This is a genomic window from Arthrobacter sp. NPDC056493 (assembly GCF_042795115.1).
Taxonomy (GTDB): domain Bacteria; phylum Actinomycetota; class Actinomycetes; order Actinomycetales; family Micrococcaceae; genus Arthrobacter.
The window spans coordinates 143274-168550 of record NZ_JBHTSL010000002.1 but is presented as its reverse complement, the minus strand read 5'-3'; the positions used below and the strand labels follow the sequence as shown (position 1 = coordinate 168550).

General features: G+C 68.4%; 20 protein-coding genes and 1 pseudogene. 8 read left to right on the top strand and 13 right to left on the bottom strand.

Annotated features, from left to right (window positions below):
- Positions 1 to 18 precede the first annotated feature (18 nt).
- From ACFQ50_RS01655 to ACFQ50_RS01620, 8 genes are all read right to left on the bottom strand, one after another.
- Positions 19 to 888 (bottom strand): alpha/beta hydrolase fold domain-containing protein, encoded by an 870-nt coding sequence (locus ACFQ50_RS01655; RefSeq protein WP_377993782.1) that lies wholly within the window; start codon positions 886 to 888, stop codon positions 19 to 21.
- A gap of 97 nt (positions 889 to 985) precedes the next feature.
- The gene (locus ACFQ50_RS01650) at positions 986 to 1990 is read right to left on the bottom strand and encodes an alpha/beta hydrolase fold domain-containing protein (protein WP_377993781.1); all 1005 of its coding nucleotides are present in this window, start codon (positions 1988 to 1990) and stop codon (positions 986 to 988) included.
- Positions 1987 to 4623, bottom strand: a complete 2637-nt coding sequence (locus ACFQ50_RS01645) for a glycoside hydrolase family 78 protein (protein WP_377993780.1) — start codon at positions 4621 to 4623, stop codon at positions 1987 to 1989. The genes ACFQ50_RS01650 and ACFQ50_RS01645 overlap by 4 nt, the downstream gene beginning before the upstream one ends.
- Positions 4624 to 4646: 23 nt before the next feature.
- Positions 4647 to 5684, bottom strand: a complete 1038-nt coding sequence (locus ACFQ50_RS01640) for an alpha/beta hydrolase fold domain-containing protein (RefSeq protein WP_377993779.1) — start codon at positions 5682 to 5684, stop codon at positions 4647 to 4649.
- A 40-nt stretch (positions 5685 to 5724) separates the two neighbouring features.
- Positions 5725 to 6732 carry an oligopeptide/dipeptide ABC transporter ATP-binding protein gene (locus tag ACFQ50_RS01635; RefSeq protein WP_377993778.1) on the bottom strand — a complete coding sequence of 336 codons (1008 nt, stop codon included), beginning with the start codon at positions 6730 to 6732 and terminating at the stop codon, positions 5725 to 5727.
- Positions 6729 to 8735, bottom strand: a complete 2007-nt coding sequence (locus ACFQ50_RS01630; RefSeq protein WP_377993777.1) for a dipeptide/oligopeptide/nickel ABC transporter permease/ATP-binding protein — start codon at positions 8733 to 8735, stop codon at positions 6729 to 6731. The genes ACFQ50_RS01635 and ACFQ50_RS01630 overlap by 4 nt, the downstream gene beginning before the upstream one ends.
- Positions 8732 to 9673 carry an ABC transporter permease gene (locus tag ACFQ50_RS01625; protein WP_377993776.1) on the bottom strand — a complete coding sequence of 314 codons (942 nt, stop codon included), beginning with the start codon at positions 9671 to 9673 and terminating at the stop codon, positions 8732 to 8734. The genes ACFQ50_RS01630 and ACFQ50_RS01625 overlap by 4 nt, the downstream gene beginning before the upstream one ends.
- A gap of 73 nt (positions 9674 to 9746) precedes the next feature.
- The gene (locus ACFQ50_RS01620) at positions 9747 to 11303 is read right to left on the bottom strand and encodes an ABC transporter substrate-binding protein (RefSeq protein ID WP_377993775.1); all 1557 of its coding nucleotides are present in this window, start codon (positions 11301 to 11303) and stop codon (positions 9747 to 9749) included.
- 233 nt (positions 11304 to 11536) lie between these two features.
- Between ACFQ50_RS01620 and ACFQ50_RS01615 the strand changes: the two genes are divergently transcribed.
- Complete coding sequence (locus ACFQ50_RS01615) at positions 11537 to 12364, top strand: IclR family transcriptional regulator (RefSeq protein WP_377993774.1); 828 nt, start codon at positions 11537 to 11539, stop codon at positions 12362 to 12364.
- Between the two features lie 78 nt (positions 12365 to 12442).
- On the opposite strand, the gene ACFQ50_RS01610 is transcribed toward ACFQ50_RS01615, so the two are convergent.
- Positions 12443 to 13705 carry a glycoside hydrolase family 1 protein gene (locus ACFQ50_RS01610; RefSeq protein ID WP_377993773.1) on the bottom strand — a complete coding sequence of 421 codons (1263 nt, stop codon included), beginning with the start codon at positions 13703 to 13705 and terminating at the stop codon, positions 12443 to 12445.
- Positions 13706 to 13860: 155 nt separating this feature from the next.
- On the opposite strand from ACFQ50_RS01610, the gene ACFQ50_RS01605 reads away from it, so the two are divergent.
- Positions 13861 to 14484, top strand: a complete 624-nt coding sequence (locus ACFQ50_RS01605) for a TetR/AcrR family transcriptional regulator (protein WP_377993772.1) — start codon at positions 13861 to 13863, stop codon at positions 14482 to 14484.
- A gap of 12 nt (positions 14485 to 14496) precedes the next feature.
- Here ACFQ50_RS01605 and ACFQ50_RS01600 read toward each other — a convergent pair whose 3' ends face one another.
- Positions 14497 to 15165 (bottom strand): TetR/AcrR family transcriptional regulator, encoded by a 669-nt coding sequence (locus ACFQ50_RS01600; protein WP_377993771.1) that lies wholly within the window; start codon positions 15163 to 15165, stop codon positions 14497 to 14499.
- 103 nt (positions 15166 to 15268) lie between these two features.
- Between ACFQ50_RS01600 and ACFQ50_RS01595 the strand changes: the two genes are divergently transcribed.
- The 3 genes from ACFQ50_RS01595 (at position 15269) to ACFQ50_RS01585 (ending at position 19281) form a co-directional block, all read left to right on the top strand.
- On the top strand, positions 15269 to 16273 hold the full coding sequence (locus tag ACFQ50_RS01595) for an EAL domain-containing protein (protein ID WP_377993770.1): 1005 nt from the start codon (positions 15269 to 15271) through the stop codon (positions 16271 to 16273).
- A 59-nt stretch (positions 16274 to 16332) separates the two neighbouring features.
- The gene (locus ACFQ50_RS01590) at positions 16333 to 18804 is read left to right on the top strand and encodes a family 78 glycoside hydrolase catalytic domain (protein WP_377993769.1); all 2472 of its coding nucleotides are present in this window, start codon (positions 16333 to 16335) and stop codon (positions 18802 to 18804) included.
- Positions 18805 to 18912: 108 nt separating this feature from the next.
- Entirely contained in the window at positions 18913 to 19281 is a 369-nt protein-coding gene (locus tag ACFQ50_RS01585) for a hypothetical protein (protein ID WP_377993768.1), read from the top strand.
- Between the two features lie 95 nt (positions 19282 to 19376).
- On the opposite strand, the gene hxlA is transcribed toward ACFQ50_RS01585, so the two are convergent.
- Complete coding sequence (gene hxlA / locus ACFQ50_RS01580) at positions 19377 to 20000, bottom strand: 3-hexulose-6-phosphate synthase (protein ID WP_377993767.1); 624 nt, start codon at positions 19998 to 20000, stop codon at positions 19377 to 19379.
- 150 nt (positions 20001 to 20150) lie between these two features.
- Between hxlA and ACFQ50_RS01575 the strand changes: the two genes are divergently transcribed.
- Positions 20151 to 21488 (top strand): LuxR C-terminal-related transcriptional regulator, encoded by a 1338-nt coding sequence (locus ACFQ50_RS01575; RefSeq protein WP_377993766.1) that lies wholly within the window; start codon positions 20151 to 20153, stop codon positions 21486 to 21488.
- On the opposite strand, the pseudogene ACFQ50_RS01570 reads toward ACFQ50_RS01575, so the two are convergent.
- Positions 21485 to 21913, bottom strand: a pseudogene (locus ACFQ50_RS01570) (HNH endonuclease); the annotation flags it as partial. The gene ACFQ50_RS01575 and the pseudogene ACFQ50_RS01570 overlap by 4 nt on opposite strands.
- Positions 21914 to 22123: 210 nt before the next feature.
- Here ACFQ50_RS01570 and ACFQ50_RS01565 point away from each other — a divergent pair.
- Positions 22124 to 22696, top strand: a complete 573-nt coding sequence (locus ACFQ50_RS01565; RefSeq protein ID WP_377993765.1) for a GNAT family N-acetyltransferase — start codon at positions 22124 to 22126, stop codon at positions 22694 to 22696.
- A 97-nt stretch (positions 22697 to 22793) separates the two neighbouring features.
- Entirely contained in the window at positions 22794 to 23609 is an 816-nt protein-coding gene (locus tag ACFQ50_RS01560) for an IclR family transcriptional regulator (protein WP_377993764.1), read from the top strand.
- Here the strand turns inward: ACFQ50_RS01560 and ACFQ50_RS01555 are convergent.
- Positions 23606 to 24859 (bottom strand): macrolide family glycosyltransferase, encoded by a 1254-nt coding sequence (locus ACFQ50_RS01555; RefSeq protein WP_377993763.1) that lies wholly within the window; start codon positions 24857 to 24859, stop codon positions 23606 to 23608. The genes ACFQ50_RS01560 and ACFQ50_RS01555 overlap by 4 nt on opposite strands.
- Between the last annotated feature and the right edge of the window lie 418 nt (positions 24860 to 25277).

Genomic DNA, 25277 nt, shown 5'->3' with positions numbered 1-25277 from the left:
GCGGGGGGTTGTGAAAACTCAGGGGATGCCGGATTGCCGGCGCAAGAAGCTGACGGTGGCGGCCAGTGCCTTCGCCGCCGCGGCCGGGCTGCCGTCGGGCAGGGACCACATGTGGTCCGCTCCGTCGAGAAGAAGAAGTTCGACGGCGGCCCCGGCCTTTTCCAGTTCGGCGGCCAGGGTTTCGGACTGGGCGGCGGGGACGAACCGGTCCGCTGTGCCGTGAACCAGGAGGAAGGGCGGGGCATGCGGACCGACGTAGCTGACGGGGCTCGCGGCCGCCGCCTTCTGCGGCTCCTCCGCGAGGACGGTGCCGATGAGCTGTTCTTCCCGGGAGCCCGGGTCGCTGGCCCGCGCGACGGCGTCGGGCAGGGCCTGCTCCCCCATCCGGTTCAGGTCCGTGGGCGGGTACCAGGCAGCCACCGCCGCGACGCGGCTGTCACCGCCAATGAGGCCAACCAGGCTGGCCAGGTGGCCGCCGGCGGAGTCGCCCCAGGCGTAGATCCGGTTGGGGTCCACGCCATAGCTGGCCGCGTGGACCCGCAGCCAGCGGACCGCGGCCTGGGCGTCGTGCAGCTGGGCCGGGTAGACCGCCTCAGCGCTCAGCCGGTAGTCCGCCGAGGCGACGACGAAGCCGGCTTCAGTCAGGACCACGAAGGGTGTGAGCCCGAAGCCGTCCGTGACGGGCCCCAGGGAAGACCGCGCACCAACGCGCCAGCCGCCGCCGTGGAAGTGGACGATGGCCGGCCGGAGCGGTTCCGCTGCGCCCGGCCGGTTTTCGGCCCCGCTGCCGGCAGGCTCCGGGAGGTACAGGTCCAGCAGCAGTGGGCGGGAGCCGGGACCATCCGTGCGGGCGAACTCCACGCCTTTCAGCACACGGCCTTCCGTCATCATCGACTCCTTTGCTGCTTCTGCCGGTTCCTCGTTGGCCCGGCCTGTCCCTCCAAGACTGTCGGATCAGGAGTACAGCCTGCAGGGGTCATTTCAATCATTGAAACGGCTTTGCCGACTCCAGTTCGGCGGCCAGGAAGGACAATCCCTGCCGCACCAGGCCGAGCGCCGCGGAATGGTTGAGGTAGCCGTGGAAGGCCCCTTCCTCCAGCCGGTGGCTGACTTCCACGTCCGCGGCACGCAGCCCTTCCACGAAGGCTTCGGCCGAGAAACGGAGGTCGTCGTACTCGCAGGCGAGCACAGCGGCCGGCGGCAGCCCGGCCGGGTCGGCGTGCCCGGGCATGGCGTAAGAGGATGCCATGGCCAAAGGTCCGCCGATGTAGTTCTCCAGCATGTCCCGGCAGTCCTCGTCAGAGAACCGCAGAAACTGAGGCATCCGGTCCATGGCGGGAAGGTCCGGCCAGGGTTCAGCCGGGAGTTCACCGTGCAGGAACGGGTATGCGAGCAGCAGTTTGGCCGGCAGCTGAAGGTCCGCATCCATCAGATACAGAGCCGCGCCAACGGCCAGGTTCCCGCCGACGCTTGCCCCGCCCAGGCAGACCCTGGACGGGTCGACGCCGAGTTCCCGGGCGTGCGCCAGCGTCCAGAACCATGCTGCCAGCACGTCCTCATGCGGAACCGGGAAGTGGACGCCGTCGAGGGCCAAGCGGTACCCGACACAGACCACCACGCCGCCGCTCCGGGCCGCGACTTCCCGCCCCAGCTGGTCGGACTCGCGCATGTCCAGGCCGCCGACCGCGAAGTTCCCGCCGTGCATCCAGACCAGGGCGGGCAACCCGTCGTCGCCCGTGCCGCCGTCGAAAGCCGCGCTTCCGGGCAGTCCGCCCTCCGGGCGCCCGCCATAGATCCGGACCGGGACCGGGCCGTTGGGGCCCGGCACCGCCAGGTGGCGGACCGGAACGTCCGGCGGGCTGTACGGCAGCAGGCCGCCGCAAAACGCGTCGAGGCGCCCCGCCCCGCCCGGCCCGGCGAGGAGACCGGGGACCGATTCCACCCCTGCCATGTGGTGCAGGAGCCCGGCCAGCTCCGGGTCCAGGGTCACGGCAGCACCGACAGTTGCGGGATCCGGGGGGTCCCCGCAACGGGGCCGGGTCCACAGCTGAAGGAGTGCATTCCGGACCCGACTTCCATGACCTCGGAGCCGTCCGGGAGGTACACCGAGGCGGTGCAACCGGCCGGCACCGTGAGCGACAGGACGAACGTCCCGCCGTCGTGCTCCCAGCGCACTGCCGCCTCGCCGTAAGGGGTTTCGTGCCGGGCGGCCGCCCAGGTGAGTCCGCCGCCGGGCAGCGGCCGGACCGCAATTTTCCGGTACGCAAGGTCGGCAGGGGCCAGCCCCGCGACGGTGCGGTGCATCCAGTCGGCCACGGCTCCCAGCGCGTAGTGGTTGAAGGACGTCATCTCGCCGGCGTTGATGGTGCCGTCGGGAAGCATGGAATCCCAGCGCTCCCAGATGGTGGTGGCGCCCATGGTGACGGGGTACAGCCAGGACGGGCACTCCGTCTGGAGCAGCAGGCGGTACGCCGCTTCCACCTGGCCTTCGTCGCTCAGCGCGTCGGTGACCAGCGGCGTGCCGACGAAACCGGTGGCGATCTTGTAACCGTCGGCAGCCACGGTTTCGGCCAGCCGCACGCCGGCGGCGGCCTGCTCCTCCGGCTCGAGCAGCCCGAAGCGCAGCGCCAGCGCGTAGGAGGTCTGCGTGGCAGGCTGGAGAGTGCCGTCGGCGGCGATGTACTCCTTGCGGAAGACGGCCCGGGCCCGGTCCGACAGTCCGCGCAGGCGGGCGGACTCCGTGTCCTCCCCCAGCAGGGCCGCCACCTGCGACGCGATCGACGCCGAGTGGGCCAGGTAGGCCTGGGCCACCAGCTGCCACGGCGTCCTCGCGGCACCGGGCTCGTTCGGCGGCGCCGCCGGGTCCAGCCAGTCGCCGAACTGGAAGCCCTGCTCGAACCGCAGTTCCGGCCCCGCGGCTTCTGCCGCCGCGGCAAGCCACGCCGCCATTCCGGGCAGCTGCCGGCGCAGGAATTCAAGGTCCCCCGTCTGCCGGTACAGCACCCAGGGGACCAGCACTGCGGCGTCGCCCCAGGCTGCCATCACGGGCCGGGTGGGGAACGGCGGCTTGTCGAACGTCACCTCGGGCACCACCAGCGGCGGCGGCCCGTCGGTTCCCTGTTCCACCGCCAGGTCCTTCAGCCAGGACGTCGCGAAGCCCGGAATCCGGTACAGGAAGGCCGCGGTGGAGGCGAAGACCTGGAAGTCCCCGGTCCAGCCCAGCCGCTCGTTGCGCTGCGGGCAGTCGGTGGGCACGTCCACGAAGTTGCCCCGCATGCCCCACACCACGTTGGCGTGCAACTGGTTCAGCATGGGCTCCGAGCATTCGAAGAAGCCGGTGCGCTTGAGTTCGGAATGGACGACGACGGCGGTGAAGGCTTCCGGATCCAGCTCACCCGGCCAGCCGCTTACCTCGACGTAGCGGAACCCATGCACGGTGAATTCGGGTTGCCACTGCTCCTCATCCCCTGACCCACGCTCGCCGGTCCCGCGCAGGATGTAGGTGTCGGTCTGCCTGGCAACCCGCAGCGGGCGCACGCCAAGTTCGCCGTGTTCCAGCACCTCGGCGTGCCGCAGCACCACCTCGGTGCCGGCCGCGCCGCGCACGCGGAAGCGCACGTGCCCCACGAGGTTCTGGCCGAAGTCCAGGATGGTCTGCCCGGACGGGGTGGTCAGGACTTCTTGGACGGCGAGTTCTTCCGTGGCGCGGACCGGCGGCCCGTCGGGGGCCACCAGAAGGGCGGCATCAAAGTCTTCCACGGCGACGGGCTGCAGTTCCCTGTTGCCTCCCGCCCAGCCGGCGTCCGCCAGCCGCGCGTCGTAGGTTTCGCCGTTGTAGAGGTCGGCCGACAGCACGGGACCGCGCCCCGCCAGCCACGATTCATCGGTGCCCACCACGCTGATGTGGCCATCGGCGTCGACGACTTCCAACTGGCCGATCACCGCGGTGCGGTTGCCGTACTTGTTGCGTTTCTCCTGGAAGCCGAGATTGCCGCGCCACCAGCCGTCTGCCACCTCAAAGCCGATCACGTTGGTGCCCGGCAGGAGATAGTCCGCCACGTCGTAGGTCTGGTAGCGCAGGCGGTGGTGGTAGCTCGTCCAGCCGGGTGCCAGCAGGTCCCGTCCCACGCGGCGGCCGTTGATGGACGCGACGTAGATGCCGTGGGCACTGGCGTACAGGCGGGCCGAGGAAACATTGCCGTCCAGCTCGAAGGTGGTGCTGATGCGGGACGCGGGTTCGTCGGATGCGCTGTCCTCGCCCCACGACGGCCGGATCATGGACGCCTGCCAGTCGGCCGCGTCCAGCAACCCTGCCTCGACCCAGGCCACGGGGCTCCATTCGGAGGGGCCGGCGTCGTCATTGCCCCAGACGCGGACTCGGGCAGCAACACGGTCGCGGCTGCCCAGCGGCCGTGCGGGCCAGGGTTGCAGGTGCTGCCCGGCGGAGTTCACGCGGCCATAGCTCACAAGGCTGGACGCGTCCGGGCCCAGCTCCAGTTCGTACGCAGTCTGGGCCCAGCCCGGGGCACCGGTGCGGACCTGCCAGGACAGCCGGGGCCGGTCCTCGCCAATGCCGAACGGCTCCTCGTGGTGCTCGAAACGGAGGGCGGAAGGGGTGGTCATCGGAGCGGCTCCTGAAGTAGATGTCATGGCGTGGTCAGTTCCTTCTTGGCGGTCAGTTCCTGTGCGAAGAAGGACACTGCGGTGCTGAGAAGGCGGTCCACCTGATCCTCGGCGAAGAAGAAGCAGTGGTCGCCGCCTTCGACGGTGATGAGTTCCTGCTGCGCGCCGGCGCCGGCGAGGGCGTCGGCCAGGAGCTCGCTTTGGGACAGCGGGACCAGGCCGTCGCTGTCGCCGTGGATCAGCAGGAACGGCGGCGCGTCCGGAGTGACATAGCCCAGCGGGCTGGCGGCATCCAGCAGGGCCGGATCGTGCGAGTTACCCACCAGCATGGGACCCGGTTCCAGGGACACGCCTTCCGGCACGGCCGCGAGCAGGGCGCTGCTCATAAAGCTGGTGGTCGCCTCCATCGGCGGCATCCGGGTCAGCGAGGAGACGCCGTAGAAATCGACGACGGCGGTCACCGAGCTCGGCTGCCCCTGGACGCCCAGTCCGCCCTCAAGGTCCTCCCGGCTTCCGGTCAGGCCAAGCAGTGCGGCAAGATGGCCGCCGGCCGATTCGCCCCAGGCGCCGATGTGTTCAGGATCGATGCCCAGCACCTCAGCGTGCTCGCGCAGGTACCTGACCGCCGCCTTGATGTCGTGCAGCTGGGCCGGGAAGGGAGCCTCCAGCGCGTGCCGGTAATCCACGGTGGCGCAGGCGATTCCGGCCTCGTTTAGCAGGCGGAAGACCGAATTGGGCTGGAAGGTGGACGGCAGTTCCCGGCGGTCACCCAGCTGGAACGCTCCGCCGTGGATCCAGACCACCAGCGGGACGCGGTCGCCGCCGGGGTTGCGCGGCAGCCAGACGTCCATGGAGAGCCGGCGGAAGCCGACGGCGATCGCGTAGTTCAACTCCCGGTGCAGCAGCGAGTGCTCGGAGACTTCCTCGGGCGTGCCGGGCGTCTGGAAGGCGGGGAACGGCGGCGGGGTGGGCACGCGGCGCGGCAGCATCGCCGCTGTTTTCGGGGCAAAGCCATCGGCGGTGACGGTGCTGTCAGCGGCGGCAAGGGACTCTGGGGTCACGAAGCACTCCTGTCTGGGGGGTGAAACTGCGAACGGCAGGTCAGGCGTAGTGGCACGCGACGTCGGACTCGCCTGCCCGCCGCAGGGCGGGGCGTTCGGCGGTGCAGAGCTCGGTGGCAAGGGGGCAGCGCTGGCTGAAGGGGCAGCCTCCTGCCGATGCAGCCACAGCTGCAGCGGTCCGGACACCGAGGGATTCCCGCAGTTTCCGGCGTTCGGCCTGCTCCGCGGGGCGCGGCACCGGGGACGCCGCCACGAGGGCCTGCGTGAACGGGTGCTTCGGGTTTTCGGTGACGGCTGCGGCCGGTCCGCTCTCCATGACCTGGCCGCGGTAGAGAACCACCACCCGCTGGGCGAGGAACTGGACTACGGAGATGTCGTGGGCGATGAACAGGTAGCTGAGGCCGTGTTCGTCCCGCAGGTCGGCGAGGAGGTTCAGCACCTGGGCCTGGGTGGAGAGGTCCAGGGCGCTCACAGCCTCATCGCACACCACGAGCTTCGGTTCGCAGATCAGGGCACGGGCCACGGAGATGCGCTGGCGCTGGCCGCCGGAGAACTGGCTGGGGTAGCGGTCCACGGCGTCGCGCGGAAGTCCGACCCGTTCCAGCATCTCCTCGGCCCGGGTCCGCGCCTCTGCGGCGGAGATGCCGCGGACGCGCAGCGGTTCGGCCAGCGAGGCGCCGACGGTCTTGCGCGGGTTGAGCGACGAGTTGGGGTCCTGGAACACGGCCCGCAGGTCGCCGCCGAGGTCCTGGCGCCTCGCCGTGCCGGCGTGCGTGATGTCGCTGCCCTGGAAGCTGATGGAGCCGCCGGACACCGTCTGCAGCCCAAGGATGGCCTTGCCGATGGTGGACTTGCCCGATCCGGACTCCCCCACCAGCCCCACGGTTTCGCCGGGGCGGATGGTGAAGCTCACGCCGTCGACGGCGGCGGGTGCCGAGGCCGCCTTACGGCCGCGGCCGTAGCGGACCACCAGGTCCTTGACCTCCAGAATGGCCGGGACTGGCAGGACTGCTTCGGCGTCCTCGCGTTCTACGGTGCTGATGCTCATGCCATGTCCTTTTCAGAGATCTCAAGTACGCGGTGTGTGGGCACTTCGGTGGCGACCCAGGCCAGGCCCCCCACGGCGAGCTCATCCGCCTTGACGCAGCGGACCTCCCCGTTTTCCGAGCCGGAGGGCAGCAGCGGAACGGGGGTGGTGCAGGCGGATCCGGCGAACTGGCAGCGGGCGGCGAAGCGGCAGCCGGTGGGCCAGTCCTTGGGCTGCGGGACCTGTCCCTTGATCGTGGCCAGCCGCTCCGGCATGTCGTCGGCAGTGTTGGCGTGCGGGTCCGCGGCCAGCAGCGCGAGCGTATACGGGTGGCGCGGGTTGTCCAGGATGTTTGGGGTCCGGCCGCTCTCCACCACCTGGCCCGCGTACATGACGGCCACGTTGTCGCAGATGTCCGCGACAACGCCGAGGTCGTGCGTCACCATCACCACGGACATGCCGGTGTCCTTCACCAGCGAGCGCAGCAGTGAGAGGATTTCGGCCTGCACCGTGACGTCGAGGGCGGTGGTGGGCTCGTCGGCCACCAGCAGCCGCGGTTTCCCGGACAGGGCCAGTGCGATGGCCACGCGCTGGGCCATGCCGCCGGAGATCTGGTGGGGATAGGCCTTCAGGATGCGCCGGGCGTCAACGATGCCCACCTTCTCCAGGAGGCTGAGGGCCTCCCCGCGGGCATCAGCTTTGCCCACCGAGCGGAGCCGGCGGATGGCGGCGGTCAGCTGGTAGCCCACCGTGAACATGGGGTCGAGGGCCCGCATGGGCTCCTGCGAGATCAGTGCGATGTCCCGGCCACGGACGGCTTCCAGCTCCTTCTCCGTTGCGGCGGCCAGGTTCCGGCCGTCCCACAGGATCTGTCCGCCGGCGACGGACACACCCGACGGCAGCAGCCCAAGCAGGGACAGCGCGGTCATGGTCTTGCCGCAGCCCGACTCCCCCACCAGTCCGAGGACGGTGCCGGCTTCGACGTCGAAGGAGACGTCCGTGACCAGCGGGGTGCCGCCGTCGACCGCTGCCGAAAGGCCGCGGACGCTGAGCTGGCCGGCGCCGGGCGCATCATCCACCGGAGGCGCGGCGGCAGCGGCTGCTGCCGCATCCGCGGCGCGTTTCCGCCGGATGGCCGCCGAGGGCAGGTGTGATGCGGCAGCGTTCGGGGACTTGCCCAGGGCGTTGCCGATCGCATTGGCGGAAAGGACAGTCAGGGCCAGCACCGCGCCGCTGGGAACCATGAGCCAGGGCGCGTCGTAGACGTGCTGGGAGGCGCTCTGGATCATGCCGCCCCAGCTCGGCTCGGGGATGGGCGGGCCGAAGCCGATGAACGCCAGGCCCGCCTGGATCAGCATGCCAACGGCGAAGATCAGGGCCGACTGCACCACGATGGTGTTGGTCAGGCCAGGGAGCACGTGGCGGACGCTGATGCCCAGTGTGCCGACGCCGTCGACCTTGGCCGCGTCGACATAAAGCTGGGACTGCAGCGACTTGGCCTGGCCCAGCATGACCCGGTAGATGCCGGCGGAAATGAGGACGCCGAGAATGGCCATGATCAGCGGGATGTTTGTCCCGACGGCTCCGATGACGGCCAGGATGATGACGGTGCCGGGCAGCGACATCATGATTTCGGTGACCCGGCTGATGACCCCCTCGGCGCGGTCGCCGGCGGCAGCGGCGGTCATGGCCAGGATGGTTCCAAGCCCGACGCCGACAAGCACCGTGATGAACGACGTCCCCAACGTTCCGGCTGCTGAGGCGAAAATACGGCTGAGCAGGTCCCGGCCCAGTTCGTCCGCGCCCAGCCAGTGGGCGGCGGTGGGGCCGGAGAGGACGGCGGTGAAGTCCTGGTCCTCGGTTTTGTACGGCAGCCACCAGGATGCGGTGAGGGAGGCGGCCACCAGGGCGGCGAGCCAGACCGTACCGGCCAGGCCGCCAGGAGAGGCGAGGAGGCGGTGCCCGGAGAACTTCGCCAGGACGGTCTTCCGCGGGGCTGCAGTGGGCGCAATGGAGGGGATCATGAGGCACGCAACTTCGGGTCAAGGAATTTGGTGGCGAGTTCGAGCACCAGGTTCACGGCAACCACCACGACGGTGGCGATGACCACCACGCCCTGGACCGCCGGGGCGTCATGGGTGTTGACGGAGGACTGGACGGCCTGGCCGAGGCCCGGCATCGCGAACAGCTGCTCCGCAATGACGGAGCCGCCGAACAGGCCAATGAACTGCAGGGCAATGCCGGCAACGATGGGCAGGCTGGCGTAGCGCAGCGCGTGGACGTAGAGGATCTTCCACGTGGGGGTGGCAGTGGCCCGCAGGGTGCGGATGTGTTCCTGCTGCAGTGCCTCGAGCATGGAGGCCCTGGTCTGGCGGGCGATGAAGGCCGCGCCGCCGACGGCCAGGGTGATGACGGGCAGCGCCAGGGACAGCGCCCAGTCCTGCGGCGAAACGTCGAAGGGAACGTAGCCGGTGGCGGGAAACACCGACGACTGGACCGCGAACAGGTAGACGAAGATGATGCCGATCCAGAACGCGGGCAGGGCCACCAGGAGACCGACGAAACCTCCAATCACCTGGTCCAGGAGGCCGCCGCGCACGGCTGCGGTGACGCCCAGTCCGATCCCGAGGACGGCGCTGAGCACCGTGGCGCCGGCGGCAAGTGATGCCGTGACCGGAAGCCGGCTGGCGAGGTCGGCGCTGACGGACCTTCCGTCAATCAGGGAGGTCCCGAGGTTGCCCTGGACGGCGTCGCCGAGCCAGCGGAAGAACTGGACCACGAGGGGATCGTTCCAGCCGAGCCGCTGGTTGACCCCGTCGATGGCGTCCTGCGCCGCGCCTGCACCGAGCGACACGGCGCCCGGGCTGCCGGGCATGGCGTGGACCAGCAGGAATGCCAGCACCGCGACCACCAGCACGGTGGCGAACGCCATCAGCAGGCGCTTGGCGATGAACATTGCCATGGGAAGACCTCCATTGGTCAGGTGTCCGGCCGGACGTCTTCCGTGCGGGGAAGACGTCCGGCCGGTGGATGGATCAGTTGGCGGGGGCGTAGGAGGACAGCAGCGGGTAGGCGTTGGTGCCGGCGAACTTCACCTGCTGGACCTTCTTGGTGTTGTAGCCCTGGTTGGTGAGGGACTCGTAGAGCGGGATCATCCAGCCGGATTCCACCAGACGCGTGTTCAGCTTGGTCAGCGCGGTCTTCCTTGCGGCATCGTCCTTCGCGGCTGCTGCCTCGCCGGTGGCGGCGCTCAGCTGCTCATCGGTGGCCTTCTGCACGTTGGTGAATCCGTTCAGCACGACGCCGTACATCAGGCCCACCGGGTTGTCCCAGCCGAGCGCGGCGTAGCCGAGGGGCGTGGTTGCCACGGCCGCGAAGGCTTCGTCCGTGGAGGTGGCCATCTTGATGTTCATCTTGATTCCGACGGCGGCCAGGTCCTTCTGGACGGCCTGCAGGTCCGTCTGGGTTTCGGCGCTGCCCACAATGGTGAACTCGAAGCCGCTGGCGTAGCCGGCCTCAGCCAGGAGGCTCTTGGCCTTGGCCGGGTCGTAGGCGAACCGGGTGTTCAGTTCCTCGGTGAAGCCGGCCGAGTCCTTGGGCAGGGCGTTCCACGCCGCAATGTCCCCCTTGTGCAGGGCATCCACGAGGGCCTGGCGGTTGATGGCGTACTGGAATGCCTGGCGAACCTTCTCCTGGGCAAAGGCCGGCGCGGTCTTGCCGATCTTGTCGAAGGAGACCATGGTGTGCAGGGTGCCGCCGATCTGGGACACGCCGAGGCCCTTGGACTTTGCGAAGTCCACCGTGGGGGAGGTGAGCATGGCCACGTCGGCCTGCCCGGAGACGAGGGCGTTGGCGCGGGCCTGGGGGTCCTGGATGACGCTGAAGGTGATCTTGGTGTAGGGGTACTTGGCGGCGTCGGCGCTCTTGCCGTTCTTGGTGAAGACGTACTTGTTGCCCTTGACCGTCCCGGTGGCGTCGAGGGTGTAGGGGCCCGAGCCGTCCGGGGTGGTGGCGAGGCTGGCGCTCTTGGCGGCGGCCGTCTTGCCGACGATCATGCCCATGGTGCCGGTGAGGTTCTTTTCGAACCCTGGCTGCGGCTTGGCGAACTTGATGGCCACCTTCGTGGGGCCGGCGACGGTCACCGAGGTCACTTCCTGCGCGCCGCCCTTGGCAATCGCTGAGTAGGCACTCAGTGCCGGGTCGCTGCGTCGGTCGAGGTTCGCCTTGACCAGTGCCGCGTCCAGGGTGGAGCCGTCCGTGAAGGTGACGCCCTCTTTGAGGGTCAGCGTCAGGACCGTGTTGTCCGCGCTGTAGCTGAACTCCTTGGCCAGGCCCGGTGCCACGGACCCGTCCGGCTGCAGGGTCATGAGGTTCTCGTAGAGGCCCTCGAAGAACTGGCGCTGCGCGTCGGCAACACGCAGCGGATCGAAGCCAAAGGAAGCGCTGTCGCTGTCGACCGCGATGGTCAGCGCACTCTTGTCGACGGCGGTTGCGGCCTGGGTTCCGCCGCCGCAGGCGGTCAGCGGGGTGAGGAGGAGCGCACCGGCCAGGACGGCCGCGCTCCGGCGGGCGGGGGTGGAAAGGAGTTTCATGTGTGCGCCTTTGCATTCTCGATGACGAACGGGAATCAACATCTGGGGGGAGCCCGGTGCGGTCTGCATCGACCGCATCGCGGGCCGTTCGGTCGGCGCCCTCTCGTCAGATGGCTTCCGGTGACCGGCTTCTTCAAGAATCGTTGGGACGGCGGCAAGGGCCCCACGGTAATTTCATTGGTTGAAACGCTATTGTGGTGCTGGTCACTCCACGGCTTGACGAAAGGACCCCGGTGACGGCTGAAGCAGGACAGGAAGAAACGGCCCCGCAGCGCGGCAAGCGCCCCAAACAGGGCGAACCGGTGATTGACCGGGCACTGAGCCTGCTCGCCGTCTTTACCGACCGCCGTCGGGCGCTGACGCTGTCAGAAATGGCCCGCCATGCGGGCATGCCGGCTCCGACGGCCCTGCGCCTCATCGCCCGGCTGGTGGCGTGGGGCGCCCTGGAACGGCTCGAGGACGGGCGCTACGTGGTGGGCGTGCGGCTGTGGGAGGTGGCGTCCCTGTCCCCCCGCGGGCACGGCGTCCGGGAGATCGCCCTGCCCTACCTCGAGGACCTCTTTGCCGTCACCCGGCACCACGTGCTGCTGGCCGTTCGGGACAAGAACGAGGCCGTGCTCATCGAGCGCCTGTCCTCAAAGGAGGCCACCGAGGTGGCGTACCGGGTGGGCGGCCGCGCCCCGCTGCGTACGACGGCGGTGGGCCTGGTGCTGCTGGCCGGCGCCGATGCGGGATTCCAGGAAGCGGTCATCCGGCAGCCGCCGGACGCCGAAGCCGGCGTTGACGCCATGCCGGAGGGGCAGCTGCGGCGGACGCTGTCCGACGTCCGGCGCACCGGCGTCGCCATGATCAGGAGGTCCGCGCCGTCCCGGACGGTGTCCGTCGCCTCGCCGATTTTCGACGCCGAGGGGTCCGTCGCCGCGGCGCTGTCCATAGTGGTTCCCGACGGCGCCACTCCCCCGAACGTGCTGGCGCCGGCCGTCCAGGCGACCGCCAGGGCCGTCTCCCGAAACCTGGGCTACAACACGCAGCCCACGGAAGGGATGTCAGCACGGCGTTAACCACGGCCGACGGCGGCCCCCACCATCAGGTGCGGACCGCCGTTGTGCTTCTTTTGGGCTGTTTCAGCCCGGCATGTTTCAGCCCACCGCGGTGAGCCGCTCCTGGGCGGCCCGGGCCACGCCGCCCAGCCAGTGGGCGCTGGGCTTGGGCGTGCGCTCCTGGGTGGTGCGGTCGACGGCGATGAGGCCGAACTTGGGCCGGTAGCCGAAGATCCACTCGAAGTTGTCGAAGGCCGTCCAGGCGATGTAGCCGCGGACGTCGATGCCGTCGGCGAGGCAGGCCGAGACCCCGGCCACGGCAGTGCGGAGGTACTCCACCCGCTGCGTGTCGTCGTCGGTGGCCAATCCGTTTTCGGTGACCATGACCGGGATGCCGGCAATCCGGTCCGCTTCGCGGATGGTCACCTCGAGGGCCTGCGGGTAGATCTCCTCCCCCATGGCGTTGGTGGGCGCGCCTTCGGGAGCCGGGGCCAGGCCGTCGGGGCCGAACACGGTCCGGCCGTAGGTCTGGATGCCCACGAAATCATCGCCGCGCGACGCCTCCAGGAAGCGTTCGTTGACGTCCCGGCGCACCTGGTCCGCCACCTGCTGGCCGCCCTCGGCCGCCTGGATATCGGAGTTGGCGAGGGTCCACCCGACCAGCAGCTCCGGCCGGAGCGCCTTGATGGCGTCCCGCCCGGCACGGTGGGCCGCGAGCTTGATGTCGAAGCCGGCGTCGGACACGGTGAACTGGAACGGCGCAACCTTCGCGGCCTCGATGCCCAGGCGCCCGGCTGCCGCCGACCAGAGCGGAACGTCCGCCCGCCGCTCCGCCGGTTCGCCGCCGATGCCGAGTGCCTTGAGGAGCCATGGCAGGTTGGGTTCATTGAGGGTGCAGGCGACGCCGATCAGGTCACCGAGGTGTTCGGTCACGCGGCTGCAGTAGCGCGCGAAGCGTTCCGGTGTGGCCTCGTCCTCCCAGCCGCCGGCGGCGAGCAGCCAGCGGGGCGAGGTGAAGTGGTGGTAGGTGACCACCGGCGTCAGGCCGTGCTCGTGGCAGGTTTCCAGCACCCGCCGGTAGTGGTCCAGTTCCGCGGCGGAGAAATACCCTTCCTCGGGTTCGATCCGCGCCCACTCCAGCGAAAAACGGTAGGTGGTGAACCCCAGCGAGGCGATGAGGGCGATGTCCTCGCGGTAGCGGTGGTAGTGGTCGATCGCATCCCCGGACGGCTCGGCGAAGATCGTGCCCGGCAGGTGCTCGAGGAGCCAGGTGTCGCTGTTGGTGTTGTTTCCCTCCACCTGGTGCGCCGCGGTGGCCACACCCCAGAGGAAGGTGTCGGGGAAGTGCTGGAGGTCGGTCATGGAGTTCCTTTCTGTGGTTGGGCTTCACTTTAGGCAAACATTTTCCAAGTTGGAATACTTTGGTGTGATTTTCTTGACCAAAGTGGAAAAGAAACTTGGTAACCTCGGGAAGGCAAGACTTCAGCCAAGGCGGCCGCGGCCGCGGGGAGCGCAGCATGACGGAGACAACGGCGGCACGGCAGCCGGCGCGCAGCGGCCGGCGGGCGCCCTACGCCAACGGCGAGCGCAAGCGGGCCGAACTGGTGGACGCGGCCTTTGCGGTGTTCGCGGAGAAGGGGTTCCAGCGCCTGTCGATCCGCCAGATCGCCGAGGAAATCGGGACCAGCCACACCGCACTGCTGCACCATTTCGGGAGCAAGGACGCCCTGCTGGAGGCCGTCCTGGTCCGGCGCGAGGAACAGGAAGGACCGTGGCGGCGCACCCTGCTGGAGCAACTGGGCCTGCTCGAAACAGTGCCGGAAGTCATGCGCCGCAACGCCGGAATCCGCGGCGTGATCCAGCTGGATGCCACCCTGCGCGCCGAAGCCGTCCGGCCCGACCATCCGGCCCACGGCTTCATCCGGCGCCGCGACGGGGACATCATCGGCTCACTGCGTGCAGAAATCGAGCGGGAGGTTGCCGCGGGCCGCATTCTGCCCGGCCTCGATTCCGCCGTGCTGGCACGGCAGATCGCCGCACTCATTGAAGGCGTCCAGCTGGCCTGGCTGTACGACGAGTCCGTGGACATGGCCGCGCACCTTGAAGGGTTTTTGCAGCTGGTCCGGGTGCCCGGCACCTAGGACGTGGCGGACCTAGAGGATCGGCCCGTCCCCGTCCACCAGAACCCCGTCCACCAGAACCCCGCTCACCAGAATCGAGCGGGCCAGCCGGCGGGCGTAGTCGCGGATCCCCCCAACCAGGTCCAGCTTGCCCCCGGAGAGGACCCACTGCAACTGCAGCCCGTCGCTGACGGCAATGATTTCCCGCGCGACGGCCTGGGCATCCGTGTCCGGCCGGAAGTAGCCACTTTCCACCCCGCGGGCAAGGACCTGTGCTGTCTCGTCCACCGCCCGCTCGTACCACTTGCCGTACAGCTGGTGGGCGGGCGTAGCCGGGTCCGCGGCCTCAGCAGAAACCAGCACGAACAGCTCGATGAGGCCCGGCTCAGCCACGATCCTGCGCGTGGACTCGACCATGGAGCGGAACAGCTCGTGCGGATCGTCGCTGCCGTCCGTCTGGACGGAACTCCACCACAGCGCGGTCTGCTCCAGCCGGCGCTCGGCGACCGCCAGCAGGAGATGCCTTTTGGAGCGGAAGTGGTGCAGCAGCCCGCTTTCGCTGAGTCCAACGTCGGCGGCGACCTGCGACAGCGGCACCCGGTGATATCCCGAGGCCGCAAAGAGCCGTATGGCAGCGTCCAGAATTTCGGCACGCTTGGCCCGGCCCACCTCGTAACTGCCTGTTTTCCGCCTCGTCCGCACCGCTTCAGGGTAGCGGCCCCGCACCGTCCCGGAGTAACGGATGGCCCCATCCCCGGCGTTCCCTCAATCGCGGCACCAACTACCGAGGAGTAGTGTGATGGCCATGGACGAGTCGCCTCCGGACGGTGAACATACACCGGAACTGTTCCGCAACGTGGACGGAGAAACGCTCCGGCGCCAGGTGCTGGAGATCATCAGCGATGTGCTGGCAGACTCCGATCCGCAGAAGGCCTGGGCCAGGGAGCAGCTGCTCGACCTGCTGGCGGCCCACATGGATGACCCCGAACAGGCGCTGCTGCACCACCTGATCAGCACCAGGAACGTTCCCGACTCTTCACATGAGGATCCGTCGGAGGATGCTGCCGGGCCGGCCCCGGCCGCACCGGCAAAGAGGATGCTGCTGACGGCCTTCCAGCCCATCAGGCAACTGCCCGGCGGAGGAGTGATCGGGGTTGAGGCGCTGGCACGGTTCGTCAGCCACGAGGGGACCAGCGCAGACGTCTGGTTCCGGGGAGCGGCAGCCATGGGACTGGGCCCGGACCTGGAAATCGCAGCCCTGCACCTCTCCCTTTCCGCAGCGGGAGAGATTCCGCCCCACCTTTTTGCGTCGTTCAACCTCAGCCCCACCGCATGCGCCGATCCGCGCGTTCAGGCGCTGATGCTGGGAGGGACGGTCCACCCGGACCGGATGGTCATCGAAATCATGGGCGACATTGCGGACCGGGAACTCGCGGGCCTCGCCTCGGTCCTGAGCCCCCTGCGCCAGCACGGTGTGCGCCTTGCCGTGGACGGCTCCGGTCCGGCCGCCACCTCGGCGAAGCACATCCTGCACCTGCTGCCCGACATCATCAAAGTGGACCGCGAGTTCCTGGCCGGCGCCGTCGCAACAGGCGACCGGCCGGCTCCGCCCCCCTTCGTTTTTGCCTTGGCCGAACAGACTGGAGCAACGCTGTCCGCGGAGGGTATCGAAAGCCGCGAGGAGCTCGCCGCCGTCGTGGAACTGGGAATCGCCAGAGGCCAGGGCTACCTGCTGGGCAGGCCCTCGGTGGACCCCCGGGACTGGGCGGCCTGGACCGGTGACGCCGATCCCGTGGAGGACCGCAGATAAAAACAGTGCGCACCCGGTTTTTATCCGCTACTCTTTGAGCACACTTTCAAGGAGAAGCCGTGACCGCCGACACCTCGCACCGCTCCGTCCAGAACGGGCTCCGCGACGCCGCCTGGATTTCCCCCGTCGAGACAGGTTCCGCTGAAGCCGGCAACCGGCCCGCCTACTGGCTCCGGGGTTCCTTCAGCTGGACGGCGCCGGGCGCCCAAAACCCGGACGCCCCTGCCAGCGAGCGCGCCGTTGTGCACGCCACCGCCCACGGCATCTACGAGCTTTTCGTCAACGGAACGCGCGTGGGCGAGGACGAGCTGACCCCAGGCTTCACGTCCTACCGGAAGCGCCTCCAGGTGCAGCAGTGGGACATCACGGACTTCCTGGTCGGCGGCGAAAATGTTGTTGCCGCCCTGCTCTCGGACGGCTGGTTCCGGGGCCGGCACGGCTTCGAACGGCGGCCGGACGGCTTCGGCACCGAGACCGCCTTCCTGGCCTCGGTCACCAGCGCCGCCGGCACGCAGACCTTCCTCGCCACCGGCGAAAGCTGGCTCTGCCGGGAAAGCCACATCACCCGCGCCGACCTGATGGACGGGCAGACCACCGATTTCCGCCGCCACGACCCGGCATTGCTCCGCGCCGGTCAGGCCGGGCTAGCCGGTCAAGCCCGGCAGGCCAGTACGACGGCGGATGGCTGGGTTCCGGTGGTTCCGGCCGCGGGTCCCCTGTACGACGACCGCTCCCGGCTGGTCCTGCCGGCCGCGCCGCCGGCGCGGCGCATCGGGGAGCTGGGGCCCGTCCGGATGACAACACCGGCGGCCGGCATCACCGTCGTCGATTTCGGGCAGAACATCAACGGCTGGGTCCGGCTGGGCCGCCTCGGGCCGGAGGGAACGCGCACGGTCCTCCGGCACGGCGAGGTCCTGGACACGGCGGGACTGGTTTCCACGGAGAACATCCGCGCCTTCGACTTCGCCACCAAGACGCCCCTCTCCGCCGGGCAGGTTGACGAGGTGGTGTCTGCTGGCCGGCCGGGCGATGTCTTCGAGCCCCGGCACACCACGCACGGCTTCCGCTACGTCCAGCTCGAGGGCCTGCCCGGGACGCTCGCTGCGGAGGACATCAGCGCCGTTGTGGTGCACACTCCCCTGGACCGCACCGGCTGGTTCGAGTGCAGTGATCCGCGGCTGAACGCCCTGCATGACGCCATTTCCTGGAGCTTCCGCGGCAATGCCTGCGACGTCCCCACCGACTGCCCGCAACGGGAGAGGTCGGGATTCACCGGCGACTGGCAGGTTTTCGTGGACACGGCGGCGCTGATGTTCGATGTTGCAGCGTTCAGCGGCAAGTGGCTCAGCGATCTCGCCGCCGACCAGTGGCTCGACGGGCGGGTGCCCACGGTGGTTCCCAACCCCGCCAGCGACGGCCCCTCCGGCAATGCCTTTGAGGACATGGCCGCGGGCTCGGCCGGCTGGGGTGACGCCGCCGTGCTGGTCCCGTGGTCACTCTGGCGGGCCTACGGGGACAAGCAGGCGCTGGCCCGGACGTTCCCGGCCATGCGCGGCTGGGTTGACTATGCTGCCGCGGCCGCAGCCGGTGCCCGCCACCCCGGACGGTCCGGCAGGCGTCCCGTGCCCCTGGCGCACGAGCGCTTCCTGTGGGACACCGGCTTCCACTTCGGCGAGTGGCTCGAGCCGGACAGCCCGCCCAACCCCGATCCGTCGCGGGACCACGGGATCCTTGCCACCGCCTACCTGTTCCGTTCCGCCAGCGTCCTGGCCCGCACCGCCGAAGTGCTGGCGGACGCGGCCGCGGCAGCAAAGTACGCAGCCCTGGCGGAGGAGGTACTGGCCGCCTGGCGGACGGAATACCTGGACGAAAACGGCGTCCTCGGCGAGGAGTCCCAAGGGCACTATGTGCGCGCCCTGGCTTTTGGACTCGTGCCGGATGAGGTGGCACCGCAAGCCGCGGCCCGGCTGGTGGAACTCATCCGTGCCAACGGGAACCGGCTCGGCACCGGGTTCCTGGCCACGGGGATGCTGCTGCCCGTCCTGGCCGACCACGGCTACCTGGACGTCGCCTACGAACTGCTGCTCTCCACCGGAACGCCCTCCTGGCTGGGAATGCTGGAAGCCGGCGCCACCACCATGTGGGAATGGTGGGACGGGGTGACGGACCACGGCGCCCGCGGCTCCCTGAACCACTACAGCAAAGGCGCGGCGGGATCGTTCCTGTACACCCACCTGGCCGGCATCGGCCTGCCGGAGAATCCGGTGGAGGAGGAAACCGCCTACCGGCGCGTGAGCATCGCCCCGCAGCCCGGCGGCGGAATCACGTCGGCGACCGCCGCCGTCGTAACTTCCCAGGGCCGCATCAGCGTTGCCTGGGCAATTGAGCACGGCCAGTTCACGCTCGAACTGGACCTGCCGGACGGCGTTCAGGCCGCCGTCGAACTCCCGGACGGCAGCAGCAGGCTGGTGGCGGGAGGATCGCACCGGTTCTCTTGTTGGAATCAAACTGTGAGTTCACTCTTAATCTGACCGGCAGGGTTCTTGTCGCGGCCGGGCGGGCGTAACTTTCGAGAAAGGGCCACTTCTCCACGACGTCCGCGCCGGAGATGCAGGCCGCCCGGTCCGGAAGAGGCCAAAATGAAAACACGTACGCGCAATGCCACCATCGTGGCGAGCATCGCCGTCCTCCTGGGGACGGCCAGCGGCGGAGCACTCGCCGCCCAGGGGCAGACGAGGCAACAGGTCTCCAATGACCCTGTGATCCTGGTGTCAGCTACTGCCCTGGACCACCACACCCGCGGGGAACACAGGACCACCCACCGCACCAGGAACAGGTCTGCGCAGGAAACAACGGCGCAGAACCGGTCGGCGGAGGCCGGGGTGGAGGCAGCCGCTGATGTAGAGGCACGGGAGCCGGTTATCAGCCAGCCACCGAGCGGTGCCAACACGGAGGTGGTCCTCAAATCCCTGCCCGGTCTCGATTCAGACGGGGATTCGTGTTCCTAGCAGCCGCAGGAGTTAAACACCGATGGCGGCCCTCACCTGTCGGTGCGGGCCGCCCAGGCGGCGGATGCCGCCGTCGGCCTTGAACCAGGAAAGACCTAGACGATGGCTGCGCGGAGTTCCTTCGCGGCCACTGCGGGGTCGGCTGCACCGTAGATGGCGCCGCCGGCGACGGCGACATCGGCGCCGGCCTTCTGGACGTCACCGATGGTGGCGAGCTTCACGCCGCCGGCTACGGAGAACGGAACGCGGGCTTCGGCGCCGGCGCGGAGCAGACCGTTCAGGTCGAAGCCGGGCTTGGCCTGCTCGTCCAGGCCGGCGTGCATCTCGACGAACTTCGCACCCAGGGCGCGGACTTCCTTGGCACGGGTGACCTTGTCGGCGATGCCGATGAGGTCGACGACGACGCCCTTGTTGTGCGCCTTGGCAGCCGTGACCGCACCGGCGATGGTGGAGTCATCTGCGGCGCCGAGCACGGTGACCAGGTCAGCGCCGGCCTTGAACGCGATGTCGGCTTCAAGCTCACCGGCATCCATCGTCTTCAGGTCAGCGAAAACGATCTTGTCCGGGTGGGCTTCCTTGACCGCGGTGATGACGGAGAGGCCCTCGGCCTTGATCAGCGGCGTGCCGAGTTCGATGATGTCAACGTATTCGGCAACCTTGCCGGCCAGCTCGAGTGCGGCTTCGGTGGTCAGGAGGTCGATAGCAACTTGGAGCTTCATGAGTCTTTCCTTTGTTCGTGAGGTCTTTCAGGATTGGTTTTTCCCTGGTTCCATCCTCGAAGGCGAGGCGGGTGGGCGCCACGACATAATCGGACAGTCTTTCCCATCCAAAGGGATAGGCATACCCTCAGATTTCTATACAATGGACAGGTGTCAGTCACCACCGAAGTCACTGTTCGCCCGACGCCAGACACCGCCGAAGGTGTAAAGCCCCTGCTTGAGGCGATCGCGTCCCTGTCCTCGGCGTCGCTCGGCGAGATTGCCCAGCGGCTGCACCAGGCCACCCTCCCTTACCTGCGCAGCAGCGCCCTCGTTATCTTCACGGAAGACTGCACGGGCCGGCCGCAAAAGAAGTCCGGCGACGAAGCCGTGATCAGCCAGGTTTCCATCGCCGAACTGGACGCCATCAAGGCCACACTGTCCGGGGATGAAACGTGGCAGGGCCGGGCGCCGATCGGCGGGCGGGAGCACCCGGTCCTTGCACTCCCCTCGCCCACGAATGCGCTGCTGGTTTTGGTCGATCCCCGGCCGGTCACCGGAGAAGGCGCCGGAGAAGGCGGCGCTGGCCTTTCCGGTCTGGAGGTTCCGGTGCCGTGGCTGGTCCGTTATCTGTGGACCCTCGCGGCCGAGCGTATCCGCGAAAAGGTGGCGGATGCACCGCCGTCGTACCTCATTGAATCCCGGGCGGCGTCCGCCGAACGGGTCAGGGTCACGGCGGAGCTGGTGGACCGGCACTCAACAACGCTGGAGACCCTGCTTGCGGCGCTGCGCGCTCCCTCGCTCGCCGACGAGGCGGCACGGAAGTCGGCCACCGACGTCGCTGCCAAAGCCTTGGTGGAACTGCGGACGCTCAATGACCGCACCACGGAACTCGTTGAAGAGCCTGTTGCCACGGCGTTCCAGCGCCTCCGCGACGACCTCCGCCCGTTGATGCATTTCAGCGGCATCGACGTCCAGTTCATCGAACCTCCGGTCAACGGCCGGGCCCTTCCCGGGGAAGTGGCCCATGCGGCCCGGGCCATCGTCCGGGGCCTGGTGCTCGCCATGGTTGAGCAGCCGGACGTGCGGCGCATCCGCACCCAGTGGGATTGCGACGGCGAGAACCTCCTCATCAACGTCCGCGACGACGGCCAGGGCAACCTGTCCCGCGAGGCCCCCAGCATTGTCCGCCTGCTGCAACGGGTGGATGTCCTGGACGGCCGGATGACGATTGACCTGATGAAGGGCTGGGGCGCCGACGTCGCCGTCACCCTTCCGCTGGATGCGCCGGAGCGCAAACTGCCCGACGTCGGCGCCTGGAACCTTGGCGACCGTGAACTCGAGGTGCTGCAGCTGCTGGCCGCCGGGCAGCGCAACCGGGCGATCGCGGCCATGCTGCACGTCAGCGAGAACACCGTGAAGTTCCACCTCCGCAACATCTACCGCAAGCTCGGCGCCACCTCGCGCACCGAGGCAATCGCCCTGGCACACAGCAACGGCCTGCGTTAGGACCGACTGGGTAGGGGCGGCCCGGTTCCAGCTTCGCCGGTTCCCGGCTGTGCGACTGTCCGCAGCCTCCTGCCCGGCAACGGTGGTGCGGTGGATTGGTAGGTGTGGTGATTTCCATGGTGTGTCTTGGTCCGGGTCTGGGTTGGGCCGGGTCGAGGTTGGGCTTTCCAGCCGGGGAGTTCTTTGGTGTGGTTGCAGGCTTCGCAGAGGCCTGCGCCGTTGGCAAGGCTGGTTGGGCCGCCGTTGTGCCAGGGGATGATGTGGTCGTGGTGGCGGATTGGGGCGTCGCAGTAGGGTGTGCGGCAGGTGTCGTCGCGGATTTGAATGAAGCGGCGTACCGGGGCCGGGAAGAGTCGCCGTCTCGAGTCCATCGCGACGAGGTCTCCGGTTCCGGGGGCGGTGTAGAGCCGCCGGAACCAGATCTTGAGTTTCTTTAGGCAGGTTGGATCGACCTCGGTTGCCGCGAATTCCGGATGCCTTCCATGAACACAGTCTGCCAAGGGGGTCCGACAATTAAGCGCCGAAAACCAGGTAGCAGCTAAGGGGGTTCCCAGGGCTCAGAACGCCCTGATCTGCTACCCAATTGGGCACCACCGGCGCTTGCCTTCATTCCAGGCCGGTGGCAGGGTGGCGGCATGGCGATCGAAGTCCGTCCGGCGACGCAGTTTGAGGACGTGAAAGCGGCGGTGGGGCCCAAGCGGCCGGACGCAACGGTGTGCTGGTGCCTGAGCTACCGCATCCCCTCCAAACAGAACGCGGAGCTGCGGGGCACTGCCCGCGGGGAGTTGGTCCGGGACCTGCTGACGGAGGATCCGCCGCCCGGGGTTCTGGCGTACGACGGCGGCGAGGTAGTTGGGTGGGCAGGTGTCCATCCGCGCGCCGACACCAGCTTCGCCCGCAACCGCCGCATTCCCCACGTGGACGATCTGGACGTGTGGTCCGTGTGGTGCATCCGGGTCCGGCCGGGGTACCGGGGACGGGGAATTTCCCACCGGCTGCTGCAGGGCGCCGTCGACTTTGCACGTTCCTACGGCGCGCCCGCCATCGAGGGTTATCCGGTGGACAACCAGGGCAAGAAGGTGGACCTCACCATGGCCTACGTGGGCACCCGCAGGCTCTTCGAGGCAGCCGGTTTCACCAGGGCCGCCGGCACCGACTCCGTCCTCAACGGCTTCCCGCGCGTGCTCATGCGCCTTGATCTGCGCTGATTTGGCTGGGCCGGCCGGACCGGGCACGACGCCCGACGGCGTTACCCGGCTTAACGCGATGTCGGCTCCGTCACACTTCCCGGCATAGGATCGGGAGATGGCTTCGAACAATGTCCTTGAATCCGATGCCGACGCCGACGCCGAGGGCGGGCAGCAGGGCGGCGTCCAGTCCGTCGACAGGGCGCTCGCCGTCCTGGAGATCCTGGCCCGCGACGGCCACGCAGGCGTGAGCGAAATCGCCGAGGAGATGGGCATCCACAAGTCCACCGTGTCCAGGCTGCTTGGTTCGCTCGTTGGCAGGGAGATGGTCCACCAGAACAGCGAACGGGGCAAGTACCAGCTGGGCTTTGGCATCCTTCGCCTGGCCAGTTCGATTCCCGGCCGGCTGAGCCTGGTCCGCGAGGCGCGCCCCGTGCTCGAAAGCCTGGCCGAGGAGTTCAAGGAAACCGTCAACCTTGCCGTTCTCCGCTCCAATTACGCCGTCAACGTGGACCAGGCCATGGGGCCATCGACCCTGGCCACCTATGACTGGGTGGGAAGCCTGACTCCCTTGCACGCGACGTCGAGCGGGAAGGTCCTGTTGGCAGCGCTGGCCGCGGATGAACGTGAGCGCATCCTGAAGGAGACAGGGCTGCCGGCCCGGACTCCGCGGACCATCACCAGGCGCGACAAACTCGAAAAGCAGCTGATCGACGTCGCCCACGACGGCTATGCAGTGGTCCTCGAAGAGTTCGAAATCGGGCTGAACTCCATGGCGGTGCCGGTCTACAACCATCTGGGAACGGTCATCGGCGCGGTCAGCATCTCCGGCCCTGCCTTCCGCTTCGACCCGGAAAAAACACCCGGCCTCATCGAGGGCCTGGGCCAGGCCGGCCTGCGGATCAGCGCCAACATGGGCTACACCCGGCGCTAAGCCGGACCGCTCACGTACTGCTCCATGGCATCGGCGGCCGCCGCTGCCCCGCCGGAGTTGCGGACGCGCTGGCTCATCGCCGCAAGGTTGCGCCGAATCTCCCGGTCCTGGCTGACCTCCGCCACGACGTCGCGGATCAGCCCCGGGGTAAGGCCTTCGGCGGGCAGGCGGCGTCCCAGCCCCAGGTCCGCGACGCGGCGGGCGTTGGCTTCCTGTTCCGGCTGCAGCGGAAACGCTACAAGAGGGACGCCCAGGTACAGCGCCTCCATGGTCGAGTTCATTCCTGTGTGCGAGAGAAACACACCGGCATGCCGCAGGACATCCAGCTGCGGAAAGAAGGGCCGGACCTCTACGTTCCGCGGGATCTCCCCCAGTTCGGCCGCCTCCATCCGGTCGCCGATGGCCATGGCCACCTGCCATTGCGTGCCTGCGAACGCTTCCAGGCACATGCGGAAGAAATCCGGCCGGTCGTTCAACGGCGTGGTTCCCAGCGAAATGAACAGCAGCGGCGCGTCCTTTCCACGGGGCTGCCATTCCTCTTCGCCGCCCCTCCGGCCAAGGCTGGGTCCCACGAAATGGAAACGGTCGTCGAAGGTGTCACCTGCGGGCTGGAATTCCCGCGGGATGAAGCAGATGTTCAGGGAAGCCGGAGGTCCTTCCATGAAGTTGAACCCGGGCAGGCCCTGCTCCCTGGCGAAATCCCCGATGAGCTCGCGCGCCTGCTTCCACGCCGCCAGCATGTCTGCTGTTGGGCGCGCCGGCATCAGCTGCCGCATCGAGAAATGGTCATTGGTGGCATAGGTCGGGAGCAATGCGATGTCCGGCAGTTCAAGTTTCATGGCGGCCATCTTCCCGGCGAGAGTCATGGCGTCGTAGCAGACCGCGTCCGGCTGATCGGCGGCCAGGCGGGACACCAAGGCGGGGAATTCTTCCCGCGCCCTCTCCAGCAGCCGCTCCAGAAGTCCCGACATCATGCCTGACCCCAACCCCGCGAGCATGCCCGCCCGAGGCGACCGGCCGGCGTCGTCCTGCCCGGGACTGCCGGGAGCAGCATTACCGAACCGGGGAAACTGCGCGGACAGGTCCTCGCCGTTCTCAAAAAAGACGGCCCCGGCAGATTCGACGGCGGCCGCGTACTTGGCCGACGTGGCGTACGTGACGCGGTGGCCCCTGCGGACCAGCTCTGCGACCACCGGCAGCGTGGGGTTCACGTGTCCCGTGGCCGGAAGGCAAACAAAGGCGAAATGCATGACAGATACTCCTCCGCCGGGCAGCGACAGGAATATCGTACGCGCATAGGCGGTTGCCGTCGCCACGCCGGAAAATCGGTCGAGGTGCCGGACCGGCTGGCTTCCGAAAAATACGGTGGCGTCAGAAAACTGCGCCATACGCAACGACAGTCATGATAAGCAACAGCATCGTGTATGGCATATCCCCTGTCAAGAATGACGGCCGCACCAAAAAAATCCTTGACAACGCGTGTGAGCTGGCGCACTCTGTTGCTGCAGACGAATCGTGTTGATCAGTGCGGAACGGAAGAGTAGCAGGAACCGACGCCCCTCCCCCGGCGGAACCTGTGGTCCGCATACACGTAACCAAGATTGTCGATGGCGACAATCGAATCCGAGGACGAGCCGAAGCTGCCGCCGGCCTAACCGCCGACAGCAG

What these genes read in the sequence shown, in the direction of transcription:
- ACFQ50_RS01555 (WP_377993763.1), bottom strand. Translation starts at nt 24,859, where the DNA reads ATGCATTTCGCCTTTGTTTGCCTTCCGGCCACGGGACACGTGAACCCC.
- ACFQ50_RS01635 (WP_377993778.1), bottom strand. Translation starts at nt 6,732, where the DNA reads ATGAGCATCAGCACCGTAGAACGCGAGGACGCCGAAGCAGTCCTGCCA.
- ACFQ50_RS01560 (WP_377993764.1), top strand. Translation starts at nt 22,794, where the DNA reads ATGGCTTCGAACAATGTCCTTGAATCCGATGCCGACGCCGACGCCGAG.
- ACFQ50_RS01610 (WP_377993773.1), bottom strand. Translation starts at nt 13,705, where the DNA reads ATGACCGACCTCCAGCACTTCCCCGACACCTTCCTCTGGGGTGTGGCC.
- hxlA (WP_377993767.1), bottom strand. Translation starts at nt 20,000, where the DNA reads ATGAAGCTCCAAGTTGCTATCGACCTCCTGACCACCGAAGCCGCACTC.
- ACFQ50_RS01565 (WP_377993765.1), top strand. Translation starts at nt 22,124, where the DNA reads ATGGCGATCGAAGTCCGTCCGGCGACGCAGTTTGAGGACGTGAAAGCG.
- ACFQ50_RS01620 (WP_377993775.1), bottom strand. Translation starts at nt 11,303, where the DNA reads ATGAAACTCCTTTCCACCCCCGCCCGCCGGAGCGCGGCCGTCCTGGCC.
- ACFQ50_RS01655 (WP_377993782.1), bottom strand. Translation starts at nt 888, where the DNA reads ATGACGGAAGGCCGTGTGCTGAAAGGCGTGGAGTTCGCCCGCACGGAT.
- ACFQ50_RS01595 (WP_377993770.1), top strand. Translation starts at nt 15,269, where the DNA reads ATGGACGAGTCGCCTCCGGACGGTGAACATACACCGGAACTGTTCCGC.
- ACFQ50_RS01645 (WP_377993780.1), bottom strand. Translation starts at nt 4,623, where the DNA reads ATGACCACCCCTTCCGCCCTCCGTTTCGAGCACCACGAGGAGCCGTTC.
- ACFQ50_RS01625 (WP_377993776.1), bottom strand. Translation starts at nt 9,673, where the DNA reads ATGGCAATGTTCATCGCCAAGCGCCTGCTGATGGCGTTCGCCACCGTG.
- ACFQ50_RS01605 (WP_377993772.1), top strand. Translation starts at nt 13,861, where the DNA reads ATGACGGAGACAACGGCGGCACGGCAGCCGGCGCGCAGCGGCCGGCGG.
- ACFQ50_RS01585 (WP_377993768.1), top strand. Translation starts at nt 18,913, where the DNA reads ATGAAAACACGTACGCGCAATGCCACCATCGTGGCGAGCATCGCCGTC.
- ACFQ50_RS01630 (WP_377993777.1), bottom strand. Translation starts at nt 8,735, where the DNA reads ATGATCCCCTCCATTGCGCCCACTGCAGCCCCGCGGAAGACCGTCCTG.